Raw genomic sequence first — 19,446 nt, forward strand, 5'->3', positions numbered from 1 at the left:
TGGGAAGGTGGAATCGCCGACAGTGGAAGCCTACCCCGGCCTCATGCCCCCCCGTCTTCTCCGCTTGTCGTGGTGGCCTGCCAGGCCACCGAGTGCACGGTCGTGCACATGTCTTCCTGCGTCATCCGGCCCGAGCTACTCCGGGCGCTGGTAGACGATGATCTGCGGCGTCTCGTCCAGGTACAGCCCGGTGGCGGGCGTGCGCGTGCCGAAGGCCTGCCACGTGAGGAACTCGTGCTCGCGGAACTCCTGGTGGTACTGGTACGCGACGATGTCCGCGTCGAACGGGCTGTTCACCGGCCGCACGTCCGCGCGCAGCATGCCGTTGCGCTGGTAGTCGCGGAACGAGAAGCCGTTCACCTCGTGCAGGTAGATGCGCGCGCCCGGCTTCGCGTGTTCGTTGATCCACGGCAGCACGCCGGTGACGTGGCTGGACCAGAACTGCCGCTGCATGCCCAACGTCGCCGCGCCCGGCAGCCCGCCCGCGAGCTCCGAGTACGCCGCCGTGCCGTAGGGGAACACCCGCACCAGCGCCATCAGCGCGGGCACCAGGAGCAGCGCGAACACCGGCACCGTCACCGCCAGCGGTGACAGCGAGGGCCGCCGCGCCTTCAGCACCTCCCACAGCGCGAAGCAGCCGCGCGCCACCGCGGCGCCCGCGAGGATGCCCAGGAAGGGCATGGACGGGAACCAGTGCTTCACGCCGCCGAAGTGCGGCACCTGCGGGTGGCTGATGATGAGGATGGACGTCACCGCGTTCACGCCCACCAGCGCCTCCGACGCGGTGGGCATCCGCACCCACTCGCGCGTGCGGGCGCTCAGGCTCAGCAGGGCGCGGCCCACGAGCGCGACGAAGCCCGTCACCATGGGCGCGAAGAGGCTGGTGGGCACCGTCAGCGCCGTCTTCACCACCACGTAGGTGAGCGGGAAGGGCGGCCCGCGCATCAGCGTGCCCAGGTAGAACCAGGCGTAGTGGTTGTGCGTCGCGTGGAAGGCCAGGTACCACGCGGTGCGGTCCACCGGCGCGTGCCAGAGGTAGGGCCAGTGCAGGTAGAAGATGACGGGGCCCAGCACCGCCATCGCCGCCAGCGGCACCAGCGCCCGCGTCACCGGCAGGCTCACCCGCTCCAGGTCCCGCAGCAGCAGCTCGCTGCCCACCGCCAGGCCCAGGAAGAACAGCGTGTGCGGGCTCAACAGCAGGAACTTCTTCTGGAACCCGGCGGCGCCGCCCAGGAACACCACCAGCAGGCCGTACAGCACGGCCACCGCCGCGAACAGGCCCACGAAGCGGCCCAGCCGCACGCGGGCCGCTGCGTTGCCTTCGCTCGCCTGCCACGCGCGCCACAGCGCGAACGGCGACAGCACGAACGGCATGAAGAGGGCGTTGTGCTTCGTGGCGATGGCCAGGCCGAACGCCACGCCGCACGCGATGCCCCAGCGGGTGCTCTCCAGCGCGCGCCAGAAGCAGTACACGACCAGCAGCCACATCGCGGCCACCGGCATGTCGAAGCACGCCAGCTCCGCGTTGAAGTACTGGCGGGGCACCAGCAGGAAGGAGAGGGCGGCGAACCACCCCGCGGTGCGGCCATACAGCGCGCTGCCCAGCAGGAAGCACAGCGCGGGCACCAGCGCCGCCATCGCGAACGCGGGCAGCCGGTAGGCCGTCGCGTCGCGCATGACGCCCAGCGCGTCGTGGAAGAGCAGGTGGCTCAACCCGAACAGCGTCTTCATCAGCGCCGGGTGCTCGTGGTTGTAGTCCCACGCGCGCACGATGGCGCTGTCCGTGAACGCCTGCGCGGGCGAGTGGAGGAGCAGCCGGAACCACTGCGAGTAGCCCTCCGCCGCGGCGAAGTAGACGCTCTCGTCGCGCGTGAAGCCCACCGCGGCTTCCGTGCTCCACAGCGCCACGAACGCCAGCACCCACAGCGCCAGCGCCGTGAGCTTCTCCTCGCGCGTCGCGGGGCGCCCGGTCATCTGGAGCGTCACGGCCTCACCCCCACCGCGGGCTCCAGCGCCATCACGTCCAGGCAGATCTGCCGCGACTCCGCGTTGTCCGCCTGCGTCCAGACCTTCAGTGTGCGGGGCGGTCCGGGCGGCAGCAGCACCTCCGCCTTCTGCACGCCCTCGCGTCCCGGGGGAATGGTCACGTCCAGCAGCCGCTGGCCCGTGGCGGCGTCATCCACGCCCAGGTGGGAGGTGGAGAGGCGCGGGTCCTTGGGGTGCGCGAACTCGAAGATGATGCCGCCCTCCAGCCGCAGGCCCAGGCCAGAAGGCACGTTGGCGAACTCCGCCACCAGCCGCTGCGCGCCACCGGGCGCGTGCATCCACAGGCAGTGCCGGGGCTCGTAGAAGAGCTCGTGCCACTCCGGCGCCACGTACAGGTGCGGCGGGCCGGGGCAGCGGTGCACGCGTCCGTCGAAGGGGCAGTCCTGGCGCGAGCCGTCCGGCTGCTCCAGGTACACGCGCGCCGCGCTCGCGGACTCGCTCGCTACCCAGTGGCGCGGGCGATAGCGGCCGTTTTCGTAGAGGCGCAGCGACAGCGTGCCCAGGCGCGCCTCGGGGCCCAGCGCCTTGCGGTCGGGGAGGAAGGCCGCGTCGAACGCCGCGGGGTCGGAGCGGGGCAGGTCCGGCTGGCCCAGCACCCAGATGCGCGGGTGCGCGCTCAGGTCCGCGCGGTCCGACTCCAGCCACCCGTACACGGGCACCGACGGCGGCACGAAGAGGCGGGCGCGCTCCGTCCACCAGGGGAACAGCAGCACCGCGTCCCCGGGGCGCGCGTCGCGGGCCAGCACGTCCGCCACGGCGCGCTCGTCCGCGTCCGTGGGCAGCCGGCCCGGAAGCCGCAGCTGGAAGGCGATGCACAGCAGGGCGACGAGCAGCAGGGCCCCCAGCTCCACCAGGGGCAACGCGCGCAGGGCCTTAGGACTTGGCAAGACGGATCTTCTGCTCGCTCTTTTCGCGGCAGAAGGTGCAGAAGATGTGGTCGCCCTGGTTGAAGGACGGCGTCCAGGGCGGGTACATCGAGCAGCGCGGATCCAGGCAGTGGTGCAGCTCCCAGAGCGTGCCCAGCTGGTGCAGCGCGTGCCGCGCGATGGCCTTGTAGCCGGACTCCAGGTCCTTGAATGGCGCGATGGAGAGGATCGCCCGGTCCTTGCCGAACTTCGCGAAGCCCGACGTGGGCGCCTTGCCGCTGGGCAGGTCGCGGTCCTTCAGCTTGCGCGAGGTGAGCAGCAGCACCTTGTCGTCCTTGTAGGCCCGGATGCCCTTCACCTCGTCGAGCAGCTTCTCCGCGTCCAGGGGCTCGGACATGCCCGCGGGGATCTCCGCGGAGCCGCTGTGCTCGCTGCCCACGCCGAAGGCCGTGTAGAGCGTGCGGTTGAACTTGGCGAGCTGCTTGTCGTCGAAGGGGTCCAGCGTCACGACGCGAATCACGGGGCGTCACCTCGGCGGGAGGGCCCTCGCGGTGCCGGGCGCGCGCTCGGGCGCGACGCGGGCGGCCGGGAGGGCCGTGGAGTCCTGCGGTTCACTCGTCCTCGGGCGGCTTCGCCTTGGGGGGACGGCCACGCTTCTTCGGCGCGGCGGGCTCCGCGGGCGCGGCGCCCTCGGGCGGCTTGGCCTTGGGCGGACGGCCGCGCTTCTTCGGCGCGGGGGGCTCGGCGCCCGCCAGCGCCTCGGGCTTCGGCTTGGGCGGGCGGCCGCGCTTCTTGGGGGCGGCGGGCTCCGCGCCTTCGGCCGGCTTGGCCTTGGGCGGACGGCCGCGCTTCTTGGGGGCGTCCGCGGCCGCCTCCTCGCCACCCTCCTCGTCGCCGCCCTCCTCGGACGGCTCCTCATCGGACTCCGCCTGCGGCTCCTCGTCCGAGGGCAGGTCCAGCTCGCCGCCCTCCAGCCCGATGAGGTCGCCGTCCAGGTCCATGTCGTCCTCGTCGCCACCGGGCCGCGCGAACTCCGCGGCGGTGCGCTTGGGACGCTCCTTCCCGGGCGGGAAGAGGACGATGTCGATGGAGTCCTCGGCGTTGGCCTCGGCGGTGCCCAGCGCGGCGGCGACCTCCGAGACCAGGAGGTGCCGGGCGTTGTCGTAGAGCTCGCGCTCCTTGGTGGGCAGCGGCCGCAGCTCGCTCAGGACCTGGAGGCCCTTGACGACCTCCGCCAGCCCCAGGATGCCGCCCTGGGTCATGCGGTCCAGGTTGGTGCGCGCGCGCTGCTTCCAGTCCAGGTCCGCCTTGTCACTGTCCGAGCGGAGGAACGCGTAGATCTCCTGCACGTCCGCGGGACTGGCCACCTTGCGGACGCCGATGGAGACGATCTTTCCCTGCGGCACCATCACGACGGCGCCGTCTTCCTCCCGGCGCATGGTGACGAAGGTGAGGCTCTGGCCCGCCACCTCCTTCACGTCGATGGAGGCGACGCGGCAGACCCCCTGGTTGGGGTAGACGACCCGGTCTCCAACCTGAAGCTGGAGTGCAGCGGACCCTTCTGGCATGGCCCCCTCGTGGGCGGGTGGGATGAGCACCGAAGCGAGCGCCGGTCGTAGCACCGTGCCCCGCCGGATGCCACGAGATTACCGGGGAAGCATTGTCATCCGGTGGGCATTGCGCTGCGCCTCCAGCAGCCGGGCCATGACCTCGTGCGCCTGCGCGTCCAGGACGGCGTCGATCTGGGCGTCGGTCGGCCCCTCGCCCGCCGTGCCTCCGGGCCGCGCGTCCACCCGGGTGGAAAGGCCCACCGTGGCCAGCACCGCGATCCCCAGGGCCATCACCGCCAGCAGCTTCTTCATTGAGCGTCCTCCGTGGCGGCCCAGGGTAGGGGCGACGCCCGGATGATCAATTTTTCGGCTACAGGCTGGCGGTGCCCTGTAGCGGCCCGTCGCGCGGCGGCGGTGGCGGCTACGGGTGCAGCGGCGTCACCTCCAGCGTGAGGCCGCCGGAGTTGTCGTTGACGTCGTCGTCCGGGAACGCGAGCCGCAGCCAGGCGGCGCCGCGCATCACCGTGGGCTGGTTGACCTCCAGCACCTCCAGCGTGCCCGGGGCCGTGAGCGGGGACGCGCCCGCGCCGTGCAGCGCGAGCACGCCGCCCACCTCGCCGCCGCCGAAGCCCCGCGTGCGCGCCGGCTCTCCTGCCGAGCGCACGACGACGCGGTAGGTGGTGGCCGGGTCCAGCTCGCGCAGCGTGAAGCCGTCGTGCGGGGACAGCGAGACGGCGTGCCGGCGCGCGTCCAGCAGCAGGGTGGTGATGGCGCCGCTCGCCTGTTCGCGCACGTGCACCTGGAGGGCGCCGCGGTTGTCGTCGGGCCGGTCGTCCCAGAGGAACACGTAGAGGACGGAGGCGTCGCGCACCAGCACCTCATCCGTGCCCACCATGCCGAAGCTGTCGCGCGCGGTGAGCGCCGTGCCGCCCTCCAGGAAGTACACGGCCTGGGACACCGGCAGCGGGCCGCCCACCGACACGCGGCCCTCCACGCGCAGGCCGTAGGTGCGGGACGGATCCAACCGCATGCGCGCCGCCTGGGACGGGGGCACGCGCAGGGCGTGCGCGACCGCGCTGAGCGCGAACGGGCCGCCGGAGGAGTAGCGCGCGAAGGGGGGCGCGTCGTCCGAGGCTAGGCGGGGCAGGGCGCGCGCCACGGCCGCGGACGCGGACTTCGGCATGAGCCTCGCGTGGACCGCCAGCGTGGTGCCGCGCTCGGCGCGCACGCGCTGGCTGAAGGGCACCCTGCCCGGCAGCAGCACCTCCAGCACGTGCTCGCGGTCCGACGGAAGCTGGGTGATGAGCGTGGGCGTCGTCTCCGCGAGCGCCCGGCCGTCCACGCGGATGGTGGCGCCCGCGGGCGAGGAGCTGAGCTCCACCGCGAACGAGTTGGCCCCCCCCATCACCATGCCCAGCCACGTGGCCACGAGCGCGGCCACCGCCACCGGCGCGCCGCGCACCGCCCAGCCGCGCAGCGTGCGGTGCCACGCGGGCTGCGGCTCGGGAGGCATCGCCTGCGGGGGCAGCGGCTGCGTCGTCAAGTCGCCCCGGGGCTCGCCGCGAGGCTCGTTCCAGGCTTCGGCGGCGGAGTGGGGCACCTCCGGCGGCGTGGCGATGGGCGGCGGCTCCGCGACGCCGCTCCAGCGGCCCACCCGCGCGATGAACTCGCGCGGCAGCTGCACCGGCCGGCCGGCCTCCACGAGCTCCGCCTCGAAGAGGTAGCCCATGAAGTGGCCCAGGTCGCTGGCGGACACGTCCGGCGCGGTGACGTGGAGCTGCCGCGCCAGCGCCTCCGCGAAGGCCTGCGCGGTGGGGTAGCGCTGCTCCGGGCTCGTGGCCATCGCGGTGAGCAGGATGCGCTCCAGCGCGGCCGGGATGCCCGGCAGCCACTCGCGCGGGCGGGGGAAGTCGCCCTGCGAGATCTTCCTCAGCACGTCCTGGAGCGAGCCCTCGAAGGGGCGCCGCCCGCAGAGCATCTCGTAGAGGACCGTGCCCGCGGCGAACACGTCCGTGCGCGAGTCCAGCGCCTCGCCGCGCGCCTGCTCCGGCGCGAAGTAGACGTACTTGCCCTTCGCGGGGTCCACCTTCGTGTCGGCGCGCCCGGCGAGCCGCGCCCGCGCGATGCCGAAGTCCACCAGCTTCACCTGCCCCTCGAAGGAGAGGAGCACGTTCTGGGGGCTCACGTCCCGGTGGACGATGTGCAGCGGGCGGCCATTGTCGTCCAGCCGCGTGTGCGCGTACGCCAGCCCCCGCAGCATGTCGATGGCCACCAGCACCGCCAGGGGCGGCGGCAGCGCGGTCAGCCCCTTCTCCTTCGCCCGGCGCAGCACGTGCGAGAGCGGATGGCCGTCCACCCACTCCATCGCGAGGAAGTACTCGCCCTCCACCTCGCCGAAGTCGAAGATCTGCGCGATGTTGCCGTGTGACAGCCCCAGCGCGATGCGCGCCTCGTTGATGAACATGGACACGAACGCGCGGTCGTCCGCGTAGCCGGGGAGGATCTTCTTGATGACCACCGGCTTCGTGACGCCCGCCACCGCCGTCATCCGGGCGCGGTAGATCTCCGCCATGCCGCCCGTCGCGATGCGCTCGAGCAGCTTGTACTTGCCGAACTGGAGGCCGGCGGAAGGCTGCGGCACGTTCGAATCGGCTCCTGGCGAGGGGAGTCCTTCGCGAAAACCGCGAGAAGCTATCATGAGGCCATTCAGACGCTCCGGGTGGAATATTCCGCTACGCTCGCCAGCCTGTTCCTCTAACTCTGCATTCTTCCTCCTCGTGTTGGGCGGCCTCACCTGGGGTGGCTGTCGGGAGTCCACGCCCGCCGAACCGGCGCGCGCGACCTCCCCGGCCTCACCTGGGGGGAAGGGCGGGGTGCCAGCACCCGCTCCCGGGGACGCCGGCACCTGGGCGGACGCGACCTTCGCGCCGGTGTCCGCGCCCGTCTATGGCGAGCCCGTTCCGGACGACGTCCTCCGGCTGGAGCTGTCGGGGGATCAGGTGCGCCTGGGGGCGGAGCGCTTCACCCCGGCCCGGGAACAGGACGCGGGCCGGCTCGCGGAGCGGGTGCGGGGACGGGACGTGCTCGTCGCCGTGGCGGACGCGGACACGTTCCTCGCGCAGGCGTCCGACGCGCTGGCGGTCTTGCGCACGCAGGCGGCGGAGGTGTGGCTCCAGCACCCGGACGCGCCGGTGGCCTACCGGGTGGTGCTGCGCGACGAGCAGGGCTTTCGCGCATGGCTGGAGGAGGTGGCGCCCGGCAAGCTGCGCATCATCCAGCGCGCGGACGGCTTCGAGCTGACGACCAGCGTGGGCAAGCTGCCGGGGCCGGACCGCAACGGCCCGTCCGTGCCGGTGCGCGGCGGGCGCCAGGACCTCGCGACGCTGCGGCGGGAGCTGGCCCGGCTGAAGACGCGCTTCACCACGTCGGATGACCTGTGCCTCGTCCCTTCGTTCGGCACGGAGGTGGTCCAGGCGGTCCGGGCGCTCGGCGGCACGTATGTCGCGCCGGAGGAGGGGCTCTTCGACACGCTCTGCCTCGTGTACCCCACGCCCCGGCCGGCGACGGACGCAGGGCTCCCGTAGCCGGGCGCGGAGCGCCCCGCGCGCCTGGCGCCCGGGCACGCACTCCGCGTGGAGCCTTCGTCGCGTGGAAGCGTGGACGCCGCGTCGCTACTACCCCCAGCGGGCCGCGCGCCCTAATGTGCCGCGCGCCTTTTCCCTGAAGGCTTCGGAGGGCAACCGTCCCTCCCCGGAGGTCGTCGATGGTCGCCGCAACCGAGCCCACAGCCCGTCCCCAGGATGTCCTCTCCGGGGGCGCCTTCCTCTTCCAGGAGGTGGGCTCCGCCCGCATCCTCACGCCCGAGGGCTTCTCCGAGGAGCAGCGGCTCTTCTTCAAGACGGCGCTCCAGTTCTGCCGCGAGCAGGTGCTGCCCCAGGCCGAGCGCATCGAGGGCAAGGACAACGCGCTCCTGCGCGACCTGCTGCGCCGCGCGGGCGAGCTGGGCCTGTTGAGCGTGGACATCGCGGAGGTGTATGGCGGCACGGGCCTGGACAAGACGACGTCGCTGCTGCTCGCGGAGGCCATGAGCCTGCTGGGCTCCTGGTCGGTGACGTCCAGCGCGCACACGGGCATCGGGTCGCTGCCCATCGTGTGGTTCGGCAATGAGGCGCAGAAGGCGAAGTACCTGCCCAGGCTCGCCACGGGCGAGTGGGTGGCCGCGTACGCGCTGACGGAGCAGGGCAGCGGCAGCGACGCGCGCGGGGCGAAGACGAAGGCGGTGAAGTCCGCCGACGGCAAGCACTACGTGCTCAACGGCTCCAAGCTCTACATCACCAACGCGGCCTTCGCGGACGTGTTCGTCGTCTTCGCGCAGGTGGACGGCGACAAGTTCACCGGCTTCATCGTGGAGAAGGACACCCCGGGCCTCACCGTGGGCCCGGAGGAGCACAAGATGGGCATCCGCGGCTCGTCCACGTGCCCGCTCTACTTCGAGGACGCGCAGGTGCCGGTGGAGAACCTGCTGGGCGAGCTGGGCAAGGGCCACCGCATCGCCTTCAACATCCTCAACTACGGCCGCCTGAAGCTCGGCGCGGGCGTCATCGGGAGCATGAAGCTCCAGCTCCAGAACGCGCTCAAGTTCGCGCAGGAGCGCAAGCAGTTCAAGGCGCCCATCGCCACGTTCCCGCTCATCCGCGAGAAGCTCGCGCGCATGGCCACGCTCGTCTACGCGGTGGAGAGCATGACCTACCGCACGGCGGGCCTGGTGGACGGGCGGCTCGCGTCGAAGGGGCGCTCGGACGCGGACTACGACGCGCACGTCATCGCCGCGATGGAGGAGTTCGCCACCGAGGCCTCCATCATGAAGGTCTTCGGCTCGGAGGCCATCGGCTTCCTGGTGGACGACGCGGTGCAGGTGCACGGCGGTGCCGGCTACATCGAGGAGTACCCGGTGGAGCGCGCCTACCGCGACGCGCGCATCAACCGCATCTTCGAAGGCACCAACGAGATCAACCGGATGCTCATCACCGGCATGCTCCTCAAGCGCGCCGTGAAGGGCGACCTGCCGCTGTTCGCGCAGGCGCGCGCCGTGGCGGAGGGCCTGGGCCGCGGCGAGCGCCCCCGCGCGGGCCGCGAGGACGCGCTGGCCCACGAGGAGATCGCCGCGGAGTGCGCCAAGCACCTGGCCATCCACGGCATGCGCCTGGCCGCGGAGACCTTTGGCGCGGAGTTGGACAAGCACCAGGAGGTCATGGCCGCGCTGGCGGACGTGGTGATGGACGCGTACGCGCTGGACTCCATGGTGACGCGCACCCGTCAGGCGGCCACTGGCGGTGTGCTGGACCCGGTGCGCGTGGCGCTGGTGCGGCTGTATGCGATGGAGTCCACCGCGCGCGCCTTCGAGCGCACCCGCCGGGCGCTCTGCGCCACGCTCCAGGGCGACGCGCTCACGCTGGAGCTGAAGCGCCTGTCCTCGCTGGACGCCTTCACCCCGTATGATCCAGCGGAGCTGCGCGAGACGCTCGTCGCGGGCCTGGAGGAGGCCGGCGGCTACCCGTATAACCCGCTGTAACCGGCCCCCGCCGCCGCGGGTGCCCTGGCCGCGCGTCAGGGCATCCGCGACACGGCATCCATGCCGAAGCTGACCCGGGCCCGCCAGGGCGCGGGCGGCAGGTGCTCCAGCGCCATCAGGTCCTCCAGCCGCTGGACCATGTCCGGCCGCAGCCGGCCGAACGTCGCGCCGAAGCCCGGCGTCACCGCCTGCGCCACGCCCTTGCGCGGCACCGTCGACGTCCACGCCACCTCGCCGTGGAGCAGCAGCGGCCCCTCCTTCATGTCCATCTCCATGAAGAAGGGCGTGCCCACCAGCACCTCGCGGGGCAGGGCGGGGGCATCCACCTCCAGGCCCACCCCGCCGCGGGAGATGTCGCGGACGTAGAAGAACGGCGCCCGGGGATTGCTCTCCCGCGCGCGCAGGTGCAGCGGCAGGCGCGGGAAGCGGCGCAGGCCGTTCTGCTCCTCCTGGGCGAAGATGAACTGGAGCACCGTGTCCAGCGCGCTGCGATCCTCCGCGCCGTCGTAGCGCACGGTGAGCAGGTAGCGCTCGCCGGGGCGCGGCTCCACCTTGACGACCTCGCCCAGCACCTCCACCGGACGCGGCATGCCGCTCGCGTGCAGCTCGAAGGTGAACCGGGTGCCCAGCGGCAGGGCCCTGCGCGTCTCCAGGGTGACGCCGCCCTGACCCACGCTGCGGGTGTACTCACCGACCAGCGACTGCGGCGTCTTGTAGGCCACCTTCAGTCGAACGTTCGTGCTCACGCACCCCCGAGTCTCGGCCTGGGCGCGGGAGAACTCAAGTTTACCCCACCCCCCGAGGTAGGCCGTCCGGCATGTGCCCTGGGGGATGTCCGCCGCCGGGCGCGCCGTGTTCCAGCCTGTTGCGCGGTTTCTTGACCCCCCTGGGGGGGGCGCGTATGTATGCCGGCCGTTAGAGGGGTAAGAAGTGGGAAGGAGTGGTGGTCCGTCCCGTGCCGGGCTGAAAAGGTGGATCGTCCCACGTGTTCCGAGGCGTCTATGAGCACCAGATCGACGCGAAGGGGCGCACCAGCCTCCCGGCCAAGCTGCGGGAGACGCTGGTGGGCGCCTACGACGAGCGGCTCATCGTCACCACGGCCCTGGACCCCTGCCTCCACGCCTACCCGGTGCGGGAGTGGGAGGCGCTGGAGACCGCGCTCGCCCGGCGCAACCCCATGGAGCCGGGGGTCAAGACGTTGATGCGGCTGTACGTGGCCAGCGCGCAGGAGTGCCCGCTGGACAAGCTGGGCCGGCTGCTCATCCCGCCGTCGCTCAGGGCGTACGCGAAGCTGGAGAAGGACGTGGTGTGGGCGGGGATGGTGAAGGTGATTGAGCTTTGGAGCCAGGAAGGCTGGGCGAAGGCGCAGGAGGACGCGCGCCAGGAAGCCACCTCCCTGGACGTGTTGCGGGTGCTGGGCGAGTTGCGCCAGCCGTAGCCAGGAAGTCGACAGCCTCGAGTTCGCAAGGGAAGGGTGGCAGGCGCATGGACCAGGTGCAGCAGGAGGTTCGTCGGAGCAGGGCGGTGCTGGCGTCCGAGCGCGTGGAGATGCTCATGCTCGAGGGCGAGCTGGAGGAGGCGGACCTGCTCAAGCTGTGCGAGGACCTGATGCACCGGCTGCACCGGGGCACGCGCCAGGTCGTCCTCGACTTCGCGGACGTGTCGCACCTGAACTACCGCGGCGTGCGCCCGCTGATGGCCCGCGCGGACGCGTTCCGCCGCGCCGGCGGGGACGTGAAGCTGTCCGGCCTGTCGCCGTACCTGGCCGCCATCTTCCGCGCGGCCGGCGCCCATGACGCCTTCGAGCTGTACCCACACATGAACGATGCCCGGGCCGCCTTCCTGCTCGCGCGCGCTCCCTTCGTCTGACACCGCACCGGGGCCTTCCGTGGACTTCCAGCACCAGACCGTCCTGCTCCACGAGACGGTGGAGCTGCTGAACCCCGCGGAGGGCAAGGTCATCCTCGACGGGACGCTCGGCGGCGGAGGCCACACGGAGGCGCTGCTCGCCCGGGGCGCCACGGTGGTGGGCGTGGACCGGGACCCCGTGGCGCTCGCGGCGGCCACCGCCCGCATGGGCGGCAACGCCCGCTTCCAGGCCCGGCAGGGCAACTTCGCGGAGCTGCCCTCCGTGGCGCGGGACCTGCTCCCCGTGGACGGCGTGCTGGTGGACCTGGGCGTGTCCTCGCCCCAACTGGACGTGGCCGAGCGCGGCTTCTCCTTCATGAAGGACGGCCCGCTGGACATGCGCATGGGCGACGGCGGCATCACCGCCGCGGAGCTCATCGCCGAGACGGACGAGCGCGACCTGGCGAGGCTGCTCAAGGACTATGGGGAGGAGCCCTTCGCGAGGCCCATCGCGCGGGAGCTCAAGAAGGCGCTGCCCCAGCGCACGCTGGAGGCGGCGGAGGTGGTGAAGCGGGCGGTGCCGCGCAAGGCGTGGCCGGACCGCATCCACGTGGCCACCCGCACCTTCCAGGCGCTGCGCATGGCGGTGAACGGGGAGCTGGAGGCGCTGGACGCGCTGCTCGCCGCGCTGCCGTCGCTGCTCAAGGTGGGCGGGCGCGCCGCGGTCATCTCCTTCCACTCCCTGGAGGACCGGAGGGTGAAGGACGCCTTCCGCGCCCTGGTGGGCGGGTGCACGTGTCCGCCGGGCTTCCCGGTGTGCGTGTGCAACAGCCAGGGGGACTTCGCCCTCGTGTCCAAGAAGGCCGTCGCGGCTTCCGAAGCGGAAGTCGAGGCCAACCCCCGCTCTCGCAGCGCGCACCTGCGCGCGGTGGAGAAAATCCGATGAGCAAGGCCCTCTCGCGTCCCTCCGTGTCCGTGGCCCGCGTGCTGATGCACCTGCTGCCCGCCGTCATGCTCTTCACCCTGTTCGCCGGCGTGGGCATCCTCCACGTGACCAGCCGCGTGCTGGTGGTGGACATGGGCTACCGCCTGTCCACCGCGGAGGGCGAGAGCCGCGCGCTCACCCGGGAGAACGACCGGCTCAAGCTGGAGCTGGCCACGCTCAAGGCCCCGGCCCGCCTGGAGCGCGTGGCCCGCGAGCAGCTGGGCATGGCCATGCCCAAGGGCGGCGCCGTGGTGTCCCTCGCGGATGACCGCGTGAAGGGCTCCAGCACCGCGCAGGCCCGCTCGGCGGCGCCGGCCGTCCGCGTGGCGGAGCGGGGGACCGCGCGGTGAGGGACTTCAAGAGCGCGCGGGCACCTGAGTCCAACGCGAAGTGGCTCAAGCTGCGGGTCCAGCTCCTGTTCGGGCTGTTCCTGGTGCTGCTGGGCACGGCGTTCGGCCGCGCGGTCTACCTCCAGGTCTTCCAGCAGGAGAAGCTGCGGGGCCTGGCGCAGGACCAGTACGTCCGGCAGATCGACATCCCCGCCCGGCGCGGCGACATCTTCGACCGGCGCGGCACGCCGCTCGCGCAGAGCGTGGAGGTGGACTCCATCTGGGTGGATCCGTCCCTGCTCCCCGACGTGCCGCAGGCGGCCCGGCAGCTCGCCCGCGCCGTGCACCTGGACAGCGGCGACCTGGCCGCGCGCCTGTCGCGCGCCAAGCGCTTCGCGTGGGTGAAGCGCCAGGCGAAGCCCCAGGAGGTGGAGGCGGTGAAGGCGCTGGGCCTGCCCGGCCTGGGCTTCACCAAGGAGCCCAAGCGCTTCTACCCCCAGCGCGAGCTGGGCGCGCACGTGGTGGGCATGGTGGGCACGGACGGCCACGGCCTGGAGGGCCTGGAGCTGGCCTTCGAGGACGAGCTGTCCGGGCAGAACTCGCGCACCTCCGGCTTCCGCGACGCCAAGGGCCGCAAGCTGATGGTCCAGGGCGCCATGGATCCGCTGGAGCGCCAGGGCGCCGCGGTGACGCTCACGCTGGACCGCCACCTCCAGTACGTGGCGGAGAAGGCGCTGGCCAAGGCCGTGGAGGACGCCAAGGCGGTGGCGGGCATGGCGGTGGTGCTGGACCCGCGCACCGGGGAGATCCTGGCCATCGCCAACAACCCGCGCTTCAACCCCAACACGCCGGAGGACGGCGTGAAGAGCGCCATCCGCAACCGCGCCGCGCTGGACTCCTTCGAGCCCGGCTCCACGATGAAGGCCTTCGTGGTGGCCGCCGCGCTGGAGCAGAAGGCCATCACCCCGGACACGCTGTTCTTCTGTGAGAACGGCGCCTTCCGCATCGGCCGCCACACCATCAACGACACCCACCCGCACGGCTGGCTCAACGCGCAGGGCGTGCTCCAGGTGTCCTCCAACATCTGCGCCGCCAAGATCGCGGATGCCCTGGGGCGGGAGAAGCTGGTGGCCGGCTACCACGCCTTCGGCTTCGCCGAGCGCACGGGCCTGGCCCTCACCGGCGAGAGCCGCGGCGTCATCCCGTTTCCGAAATCGGACATCTCGCTGGCCACCCAGTCCTTCGGCCAGGGGATGACCGCCACCGCCGTGCAGCTGACGGCGGCCTACGGCGCGCTGGCCAACGATGGCGTGCTGATGCGCCCGTACCTGGTCTCCAAGGTGGTGGACCCGGACGGCGTGGTGCTGCTGGAGAACCAGCCCACGGAGCTGCGGCGGGTGGTCTCCCAGAAGGTGGCGCGCCAGGTGGTGGGGATGCTCGAGAGCGTGGTGGTCAAGGGAGGGACCGCGCCCAAGGCCGCCATGGACGACTACCGGGTGGCCGGCAAGACGGGCACGGCGCAGAAGGCGGACCCCGTGGCGCGGGGGTATTCCGACAAACGCATCGCGTCGTTCGCGGGCATGGTGCCAGCCGAGGCCCCGCGCGTCGTGATTCTCGTGGTGGTGGACGAACCCAAGACAGACGTATACGGGGGGAACGTGGCTGCCCCTGCCTTCAAGGAAATCGCTACCGCCGCCATGGCCCACCTGGCCGTGCCCCCGTCCCGGACGGTGGCACCCGCCGAGGTGGTCGCGGCCGCCGCGCCCGTGGTGCCCCCTCCGGCATCGAAGGCGCTGGCGAAGGTCGTGCCCGCACGGGCCGGCCTGGAGGATGCGGTGACCGAGACCCCGGAGCCCGGCACGGTGCGTGTGCCGGACGTCCAGGGCCGGGCGGGACGTGAGGCCGTGGTGAAGCTGCTCGCCGCGGCGTTGGAGCCACAGCTGCAGGGAAGTGGACGAGTCGTATCTCAGACCCCCCCCGCCGGCGCGCTGGTGGAGAAGGGGGCCCGGGTGACGCTGGAACTGGCGACGCGGCAATGAGGCCGTGTCCTTTCCAGGCCCCGCAAGCAATGCGTGTGAAGGGGAAGAGATGAAGCTGACGGATGTCCTCGCAGGGTGTGGAGCCGAGCAGACCTCGGGCGGCCGTTCCGCGGTCGACGTCACGGGTGTGACGCAGGATTCGCGGCGCGTGAAGCCGGGGGACCTCTTCATCGCCGTGCCGGGCCTGAAGGAAGATGGGGCCCAGTTCATCGGCGAGGCCGTGTCGCGCGGCGCCGTGGCCGTGGTGTCGGAGAAGCAGGGCCAGTCCTCGCAGGTGCCGTTCTTCAAGGTGAGCAGCGCGCGCAAGGCGCTGGCCCTCATCGCGGCCAACTTCCATGGCCGCCCCGCGGACAAGCTGACGCTCCTGGGCGTCACCGGCACCAACGGGAAGACGACCACCACGTACCTCCTGGAGGCCATCCTCGCGACGGCCGCCATGTACACCGGCTCCAACGCGCCGGGTGTCATCGGCACGCTGGGCTACAAGTTCGGCGGCAAGACGACGGAGCTGGCCAACACCACCCCGGACCCGCTGGAGCTGCACCGCATCTTCCGCGAGATGGTGGACGCGGGCGTGGAGACGGTGGTGATGGAGGTCTCCAGCCACGCGCTCGCGCAGGAGCGCGTGCACGGGCTCACCTTCAAGGCCGCGGGCTTCAGCAACCTGTCGCGCGACCACCTGGACTACCACAAGGACCTGGAGGAGTACTTCCAGGTGAAGCGCAAGCTCTTCGTGGAGAACCTGGCCGCCTCCGGCACCGCCGTCGTCAACGGCGACGACACCTTCGCCAGCCGCATCTACAACGAGCTGCGCGGCCAGAAGCGGATGGCGTGGAAGTTCAGCCGCACGGGCGCGGGGGAGATCTCCGCCGCGGATGCCAGCTACTCGCTCAAGGGCATCGAGGCCACCCTGAAGACGCCCGCGGGCGACATCAAGGTGAAGAGCAAGCTGCTGGGGCCCCACAACCTGGAGAACATCATGCTCGCCGCCGGCATCGCGCTGGGCGCGGGCATCAGCCGCTCGGACGTGAAGAGCGGCATCGAGCTGGTCTCCGGCGTGGCCGGCCGCATGGACCGCGCGGAGAACCACCGCGGCGGCCCGGCGCCCGCGGTGCTGGTGGACTACGCGCACACGGATGACGCGCTCAAGCGCTCCATCGAGGCGGCGCGCGCGCTGGCCAAGGGCCGCGTCATCGTCGTCTTCGGCTGCGGCGGGGACCGCGACAAGGGCAAGCGCCCGCTGATGGGCACCGTGGCCGCCGAGGGCGCGGACCTGGTGATGGTGACCAGCGACAATCCGCGCACGGAGGATCCGGAGGAGATCATCTCCCAGGTGACGCCGGGCCTGGAGAAGGGCGGCCTGCGCCGCATCTCCGAGGGCAAGGCGAAGAACGGGGAGAAGGGCTACCTCGTGGACGCGGATCGCCGCGCCGCCATCGAGCAGGTCATCAACCTGGCCAAGGACGACGACGTCGTCCTCATCGCCGGCAAGGGCCACGAGACCTACCAGACGGTGGGCACCGAGAAGCTCCAGTTCGACGACCGCGAGGTCGCCGCGCGCGCGCTGGCCAACCGCATCCCGGGCTGACAACCCCGCAGGCCACCTCCCCCCTTCATGGCCGCTCGATTCTCCGATGACGAGGTGGTGCAGGCGACGGGCGCGACCCGGCGCGGGGAGCCCGTGGAAGCGGGCTTCCCCGCGGTCTGCACCGACACGCGGTCGCTCACCCCCGGGTGCCTCTTCGTGGCGCTGCAGGGCGAGCGCTTCGACGCCCACGACTTCGTGGACGGCGCCCAGCGTCAGGGCGCGGCCGGGGCGGTGGTGAAGCGGGGGCGGGCGCTGCCGGCCCTGCCCCCGGGCTTCGCCCTCTATGAAGTGGACGACACCCTGGCCGCGCTGGGCGGCCTGGGGGCGCTGCACCGCCGCCGCTTCCGGATCCCGGTCGCGGCGGTGGGGGGCTCCAACGGGAAGACGACCACCAAGGAGATGGTGGGCGCCATCCTGGCCACGCGCGGCCCCGCGCTGAAGACGGAGGGCAACTTCAACAACGAGGTGGGCGTCCCGCTCACGCTCTTCCGGCTGGAGCCGTCCCACGTGGCGGCCGTCATCGAAGTGGGGATGAACCAGCCGGGTGAAATCGAGAGGCTCACCCGCAAGGTGCAGCCGGACGCGGGGGTCATCACCGTGGTCCAGCCGGAGCACCTGGAGGGCCTGGGCAGCCTGGAGGGCGTGGCGGAGGCGGAAGGCGAGATGTTCCGCGAGCTGCTGCCCCAGGCCACCGCGGTGGTGAACGTGGACGACGCGCTCATCGTGCGCCAGGCCGCGCGCAGCGGCGCGAAGCACCTGACGTTCGGGCGCGCGGAGGGGGCGGACGTGCGCCTCGCCGCCGTCCACACGCTGGGGCGCGACGGCATGGTGGCCACGGTGCGCTACCAGGGGCGGGACTGGCCGGTGCGCCTGCACTTCGTGGGGCCGCACAACGCGCAGAACGCGACGGCGGCGTTCGCGACGGCGCTGGCCCTGGGCTACTCCCCCGAGGAGTGCGTGAAGGGCCTGGAGTCCGCGCGGCCGTACGCGCGCAGGCTCAACATCGTGGATGGCCTGAGCGGCGTCACGGTGGTGGACGACTGCTACAACGCCAACCCGGCCTCCATGGAGGCCGCGCTCATCACGCTGGGCACGCTGGTGCCGGAGGGCGGCCGGGCGGTGGCGGTGCTGGGCGACATGCTGGAGCTGGGTGCGGGCGAGGCGGAGGAGCACGCCCGGCTGGGGGAGCTCGCCGCGCGGCACGCGAAGCTGGTCGCGTTCTTCGGCCCCCGCTCGTCGGGCGGCCTGGGCAGCGCGGACATGGGAGATTCCGCCGCCCACTTCACCGAGGTGGAGCCCCTGGTGGCGTGGCTGACGCCCCGGCTCTCGCCCGGTGACGTGGTGCTGGTGAAGGCCAGTCGCGGCATGCGACTGGAGCGCGTGGTGGCGGCCCTCACGGGCGCGGCCCCCCCCGGAGGGAGTCACTAGTGCTGTACCTTCTGTACGAGCTCATCCAGAACACCGAGGCCGGGCGCGTCCTCAACTTCCTGCGCTACCCGACCTTCCGCATCATCGCCGCGGGCGTCTTCGCCCTGCTCCTGGGGATGCTCATCGGCCCGCGCCTCATCGCGCGGCTGCGCCTGAAGCAGCACGGGCAGAGCAACGTGCGCGAGGACACCCCGGACAGCCACCAGAAGAAGAAGGGCACGCCCACCATGGGGGGCGCGCTCATCCTCATCTGCATCGCGGCGGGCACGCTCCTGTTCGCGGACCTGAAGTCCCGCGGCGTCTGGGTGATGATCCTCCTCACCTTCGGCTACGGCTTCATCGGCTTCCTGGATGACTGGCTCAAGCTGTCCAAGCGCAACTCCAAGGGCCTGGCCGGGCGCAAGAAGATGGCGCTCCAGACGCTCTTCTTCCTCATCGCCATCTTCGGCCTGATGTGCACGTGGACGAAGCCGGACGGCTCGTTCGGGCCCACGCTGCTCATCGACACGCGGCTCACGCTGCCGTTCGTGCCGTCCCATTGGTTCAACCCGGACCTGGGCTGGTTCTACGTGGTGTTCGCGTGGGTCGTGATCGTGGGCACGTCCAACGCGGTGAACCTCACGGACGGCCTGGACGGCCTGGCCATCGTGCCCACCATCGTGTCGGCGGTGACCTTCTGCGTGCTCTGCTACGTGGCGGGCACCACGCTGCACATCGCGGACACGGAGACGGTGAACGGCGTCACGCGGCTGACCGCCACGCCGCTGTACCGCTACCTGGGCATCCTCCAGGTGCCGGGCGGCGCGGAGCTGGCCGTCTTCTGCGCGAGCATCGTCGGCGCGGGCATCTCCTTCCTCTGGTTCAACACCTACCCGGCGTCCGTGTTCATGGGCGACATCGGCTCGCTGGCCCTGGGCGGCGCGCTGGGCGGGCTGGCCGTGTTCTCCAAGAACGAGGTCGTGTCCGCCATCATCCACGGCATCTTCTTCGCGGAGGCGCTGTCCGTGATGATCCAGGTGGCGTCCTTCAAGATGACGGGCAAGCGCGTCTTCAAGATGGCGCCCGTGCACCACCACTTCGAGCTCAAGGGACTGGCCGAGCCGAAGATCATCGTGCGTTTCTGGATTGTCGCCATCCTCTGTGGTGGCGTGGCCCTGCTGTCCCTGAAACTGCGCTAGTCGCATTGCCCCATCGA

17 protein-coding genes are annotated in these 19,446 nt (G+C 71.7%); 10 read left to right on the forward strand and 7 right to left on the reverse strand.

What is annotated here, in order from left to right; genetic code table 11:
• Nucleotides 1-135: 135 nt before the first annotated feature.
• The 6 genes from U8525_RS13465 to U8525_RS13490 form a co-directional block, all read right to left on the reverse strand.
• Nucleotides 136-1,974 carry an ArnT family glycosyltransferase gene (locus tag U8525_RS13465; protein WP_374265787.1) on the reverse strand — a complete coding sequence of 613 codons (1,839 nt, stop codon included), beginning with the start codon at nt 1,972-1,974 and terminating at the stop codon, nt 136-138.
• Between the two features lie 8 nt (nt 1,975-1,982).
• On the reverse strand, nt 1,983-2,933 hold the full coding sequence (locus U8525_RS13470; RefSeq protein ID WP_374265509.1) for a hypothetical protein: 951 nt from the start codon (nt 2,931-2,933) through the stop codon (nt 1,983-1,985).
• On the reverse strand, nt 2,920-3,432 hold the full coding sequence (locus U8525_RS13475; RefSeq protein ID WP_374265511.1) for a hypothetical protein: 513 nt from the start codon (nt 3,430-3,432) through the stop codon (nt 2,920-2,922). The genes U8525_RS13470 and U8525_RS13475 overlap by 14 nt, the downstream gene beginning before the upstream one ends.
• A 91-nt stretch (nt 3,433-3,523) precedes the next feature.
• Complete coding sequence (locus U8525_RS13480) at nt 3,524-4,480, reverse strand: CarD family transcriptional regulator (RefSeq protein ID WP_374265513.1); 957 nt, start codon at nt 4,478-4,480, stop codon at nt 3,524-3,526.
• 78 nt (nt 4,481-4,558) lie between these two features.
• Nucleotides 4,559-4,774: a hypothetical protein gene (locus U8525_RS13485; RefSeq protein WP_374265515.1), complete on the reverse strand. Its 216-nt coding sequence runs from the start codon at nt 4,772-4,774 to the stop codon at nt 4,559-4,561.
• 109 nt (nt 4,775-4,883) lie between these two features.
• On the reverse strand, nt 4,884-7,103 hold the full coding sequence (locus U8525_RS13490; RefSeq protein WP_374265517.1) for a protein kinase: 2,220 nt from the start codon (nt 7,101-7,103) through the stop codon (nt 4,884-4,886).
• A gap of 232 nt (nt 7,104-7,335) precedes the next feature.
• On the opposite strand from U8525_RS13490, the gene U8525_RS13495 reads away from it, so the two are divergent.
• Nucleotides 7,336-8,046: a hypothetical protein gene (locus U8525_RS13495; protein WP_374265519.1), complete on the forward strand. Its 711-nt coding sequence runs from the start codon at nt 7,336-7,338 to the stop codon at nt 8,044-8,046.
• 179 nt (nt 8,047-8,225) lie between these two features.
• Nucleotides 8,226-10,034, forward strand: coding sequence for an acyl-CoA dehydrogenase family protein (locus tag U8525_RS13500; protein WP_374265521.1), 1,809 nt, complete (start codon nt 8,226-8,228; stop codon nt 10,032-10,034).
• A gap of 35 nt (nt 10,035-10,069) precedes the next feature.
• Here the strand turns inward: U8525_RS13500 and U8525_RS13505 are convergent, their stop codons facing one another.
• The gene (locus tag U8525_RS13505; protein ID WP_374265523.1) at nt 10,070-10,780 is read right to left on the reverse strand and encodes a PilZ domain-containing protein; all 711 of its coding nucleotides are present in this window, start codon (nt 10,778-10,780) and stop codon (nt 10,070-10,072) included.
• Between the two features lie 239 nt (nt 10,781-11,019).
• Here U8525_RS13505 and mraZ point away from each other — a divergent pair, with 239 nt between their 5' ends.
• Genes mraZ through mraY form a run of 8 tightly spaced genes read left to right on the forward strand, consistent with a single transcriptional unit; the run spans nt 11,020 to nt 19,429 of the window.
• Nucleotides 11,020-11,472, forward strand: a complete 453-nt coding sequence (gene mraZ / locus U8525_RS13510) for a division/cell wall cluster transcriptional repressor MraZ (protein ID WP_374265525.1) — start codon at nt 11,020-11,022, stop codon at nt 11,470-11,472.
• A gap of 47 nt (nt 11,473-11,519) precedes the next feature.
• Nucleotides 11,520-11,903, forward strand: a complete 384-nt coding sequence (locus tag U8525_RS13515) for an STAS domain-containing protein (RefSeq protein ID WP_374265527.1) — start codon at nt 11,520-11,522, stop codon at nt 11,901-11,903.
• A complete protein-coding gene (gene rsmH, locus U8525_RS13520) occupies nt 11,860-12,828 on the forward strand; it encodes a 16S rRNA (cytosine(1402)-N(4))-methyltransferase RsmH (protein WP_374265529.1) in 969 nt (322 codons plus the stop codon). Before U8525_RS13515 ends, rsmH begins: the two co-directional genes overlap by 44 nt.
• Nucleotides 12,825-13,217, forward strand: coding sequence for a cell division protein FtsL (gene ftsL / locus U8525_RS13525; protein ID WP_374265531.1), 393 nt, complete (start codon nt 12,825-12,827; stop codon nt 13,215-13,217). The genes rsmH and ftsL overlap by 4 nt, the downstream gene beginning before the upstream one ends.
• Nucleotides 13,214-15,235 carry a penicillin-binding protein gene (locus U8525_RS13530; protein ID WP_374265533.1) on the forward strand — a complete coding sequence of 674 codons (2,022 nt, stop codon included), beginning with the start codon at nt 13,214-13,216 and terminating at the stop codon, nt 15,233-15,235. Before ftsL ends, U8525_RS13530 begins: the two co-directional genes overlap by 4 nt.
• A gap of 49 nt (nt 15,236-15,284) precedes the next feature.
• A complete protein-coding gene (locus tag U8525_RS13535; protein ID WP_374265535.1) occupies nt 15,285-16,823 on the forward strand; it encodes a UDP-N-acetylmuramoyl-L-alanyl-D-glutamate--2,6-diaminopimelate ligase in 1,539 nt (512 codons plus the stop codon).
• Nucleotides 16,824-16,850: 27 nt separating this feature from the next.
• The gene (gene murF / locus U8525_RS13540) at nt 16,851-18,251 is read left to right on the forward strand and encodes a UDP-N-acetylmuramoyl-tripeptide--D-alanyl-D-alanine ligase (protein ID WP_374265537.1); all 1,401 of its coding nucleotides are present in this window, start codon (nt 16,851-16,853) and stop codon (nt 18,249-18,251) included.
• Nucleotides 18,251-19,429 carry a phospho-N-acetylmuramoyl-pentapeptide-transferase gene (mraY, locus tag U8525_RS13545; protein WP_374265539.1) on the forward strand — a complete coding sequence of 393 codons (1,179 nt, stop codon included), beginning with the start codon at nt 18,251-18,253 and terminating at the stop codon, nt 19,427-19,429. The genes murF and mraY overlap by 1 nt, the downstream gene beginning before the upstream one ends.
• The last annotated feature ends 17 nt before the right edge of the window (nt 19,430-19,446 follow it).

The organism is Corallococcus sp. RDP092CA, assembly GCF_041903675.1.
In the GTDB taxonomy this organism is placed as follows: Bacteria; Myxococcota; Myxococcia; order Myxococcales; family Myxococcaceae; genus Corallococcus.

Excerpts from the sequence above, each read along its gene's own strand:
- U8525_RS13500 (WP_374265521.1), top strand. The coding sequence starts at position 8,226 with ATGGTCGCCGCAACCGAGCCCACAGCCCGTCCCCAGGATGTCCTCTCC.
- ftsL (WP_374265531.1), top strand. The coding sequence starts at position 12,825 with ATGAGCAAGGCCCTCTCGCGTCCCTCCGTGTCCGTGGCCCGCGTGCTG.
- murF (WP_374265537.1), top strand. The coding sequence starts at position 16,851 with ATGGCCGCTCGATTCTCCGATGACGAGGTGGTGCAGGCGACGGGCGCG.
- U8525_RS13515 (WP_374265527.1), top strand. The coding sequence starts at position 11,520 with ATGGACCAGGTGCAGCAGGAGGTTCGTCGGAGCAGGGCGGTGCTGGCG.
- U8525_RS13485 (WP_374265515.1), bottom strand. The coding sequence starts at position 4,774 with ATGAAGAAGCTGCTGGCGGTGATGGCCCTGGGGATCGCGGTGCTGGCC.
- U8525_RS13535 (WP_374265535.1), top strand. The coding sequence starts at position 15,285 with ATGAAGCTGACGGATGTCCTCGCAGGGTGTGGAGCCGAGCAGACCTCG.
- U8525_RS13465 (WP_374265787.1), bottom strand. The coding sequence starts at position 1,974 with ATGACCGGGCGCCCCGCGACGCGCGAGGAGAAGCTCACGGCGCTGGCG.
- rsmH (WP_374265529.1), top strand. The coding sequence starts at position 11,860 with ATGCCCGGGCCGCCTTCCTGCTCGCGCGCGCTCCCTTCGTCTGACACC.
- U8525_RS13480 (WP_374265513.1), bottom strand. The coding sequence starts at position 4,480 with ATGCCAGAAGGGTCCGCTGCACTCCAGCTTCAGGTTGGAGACCGGGTC.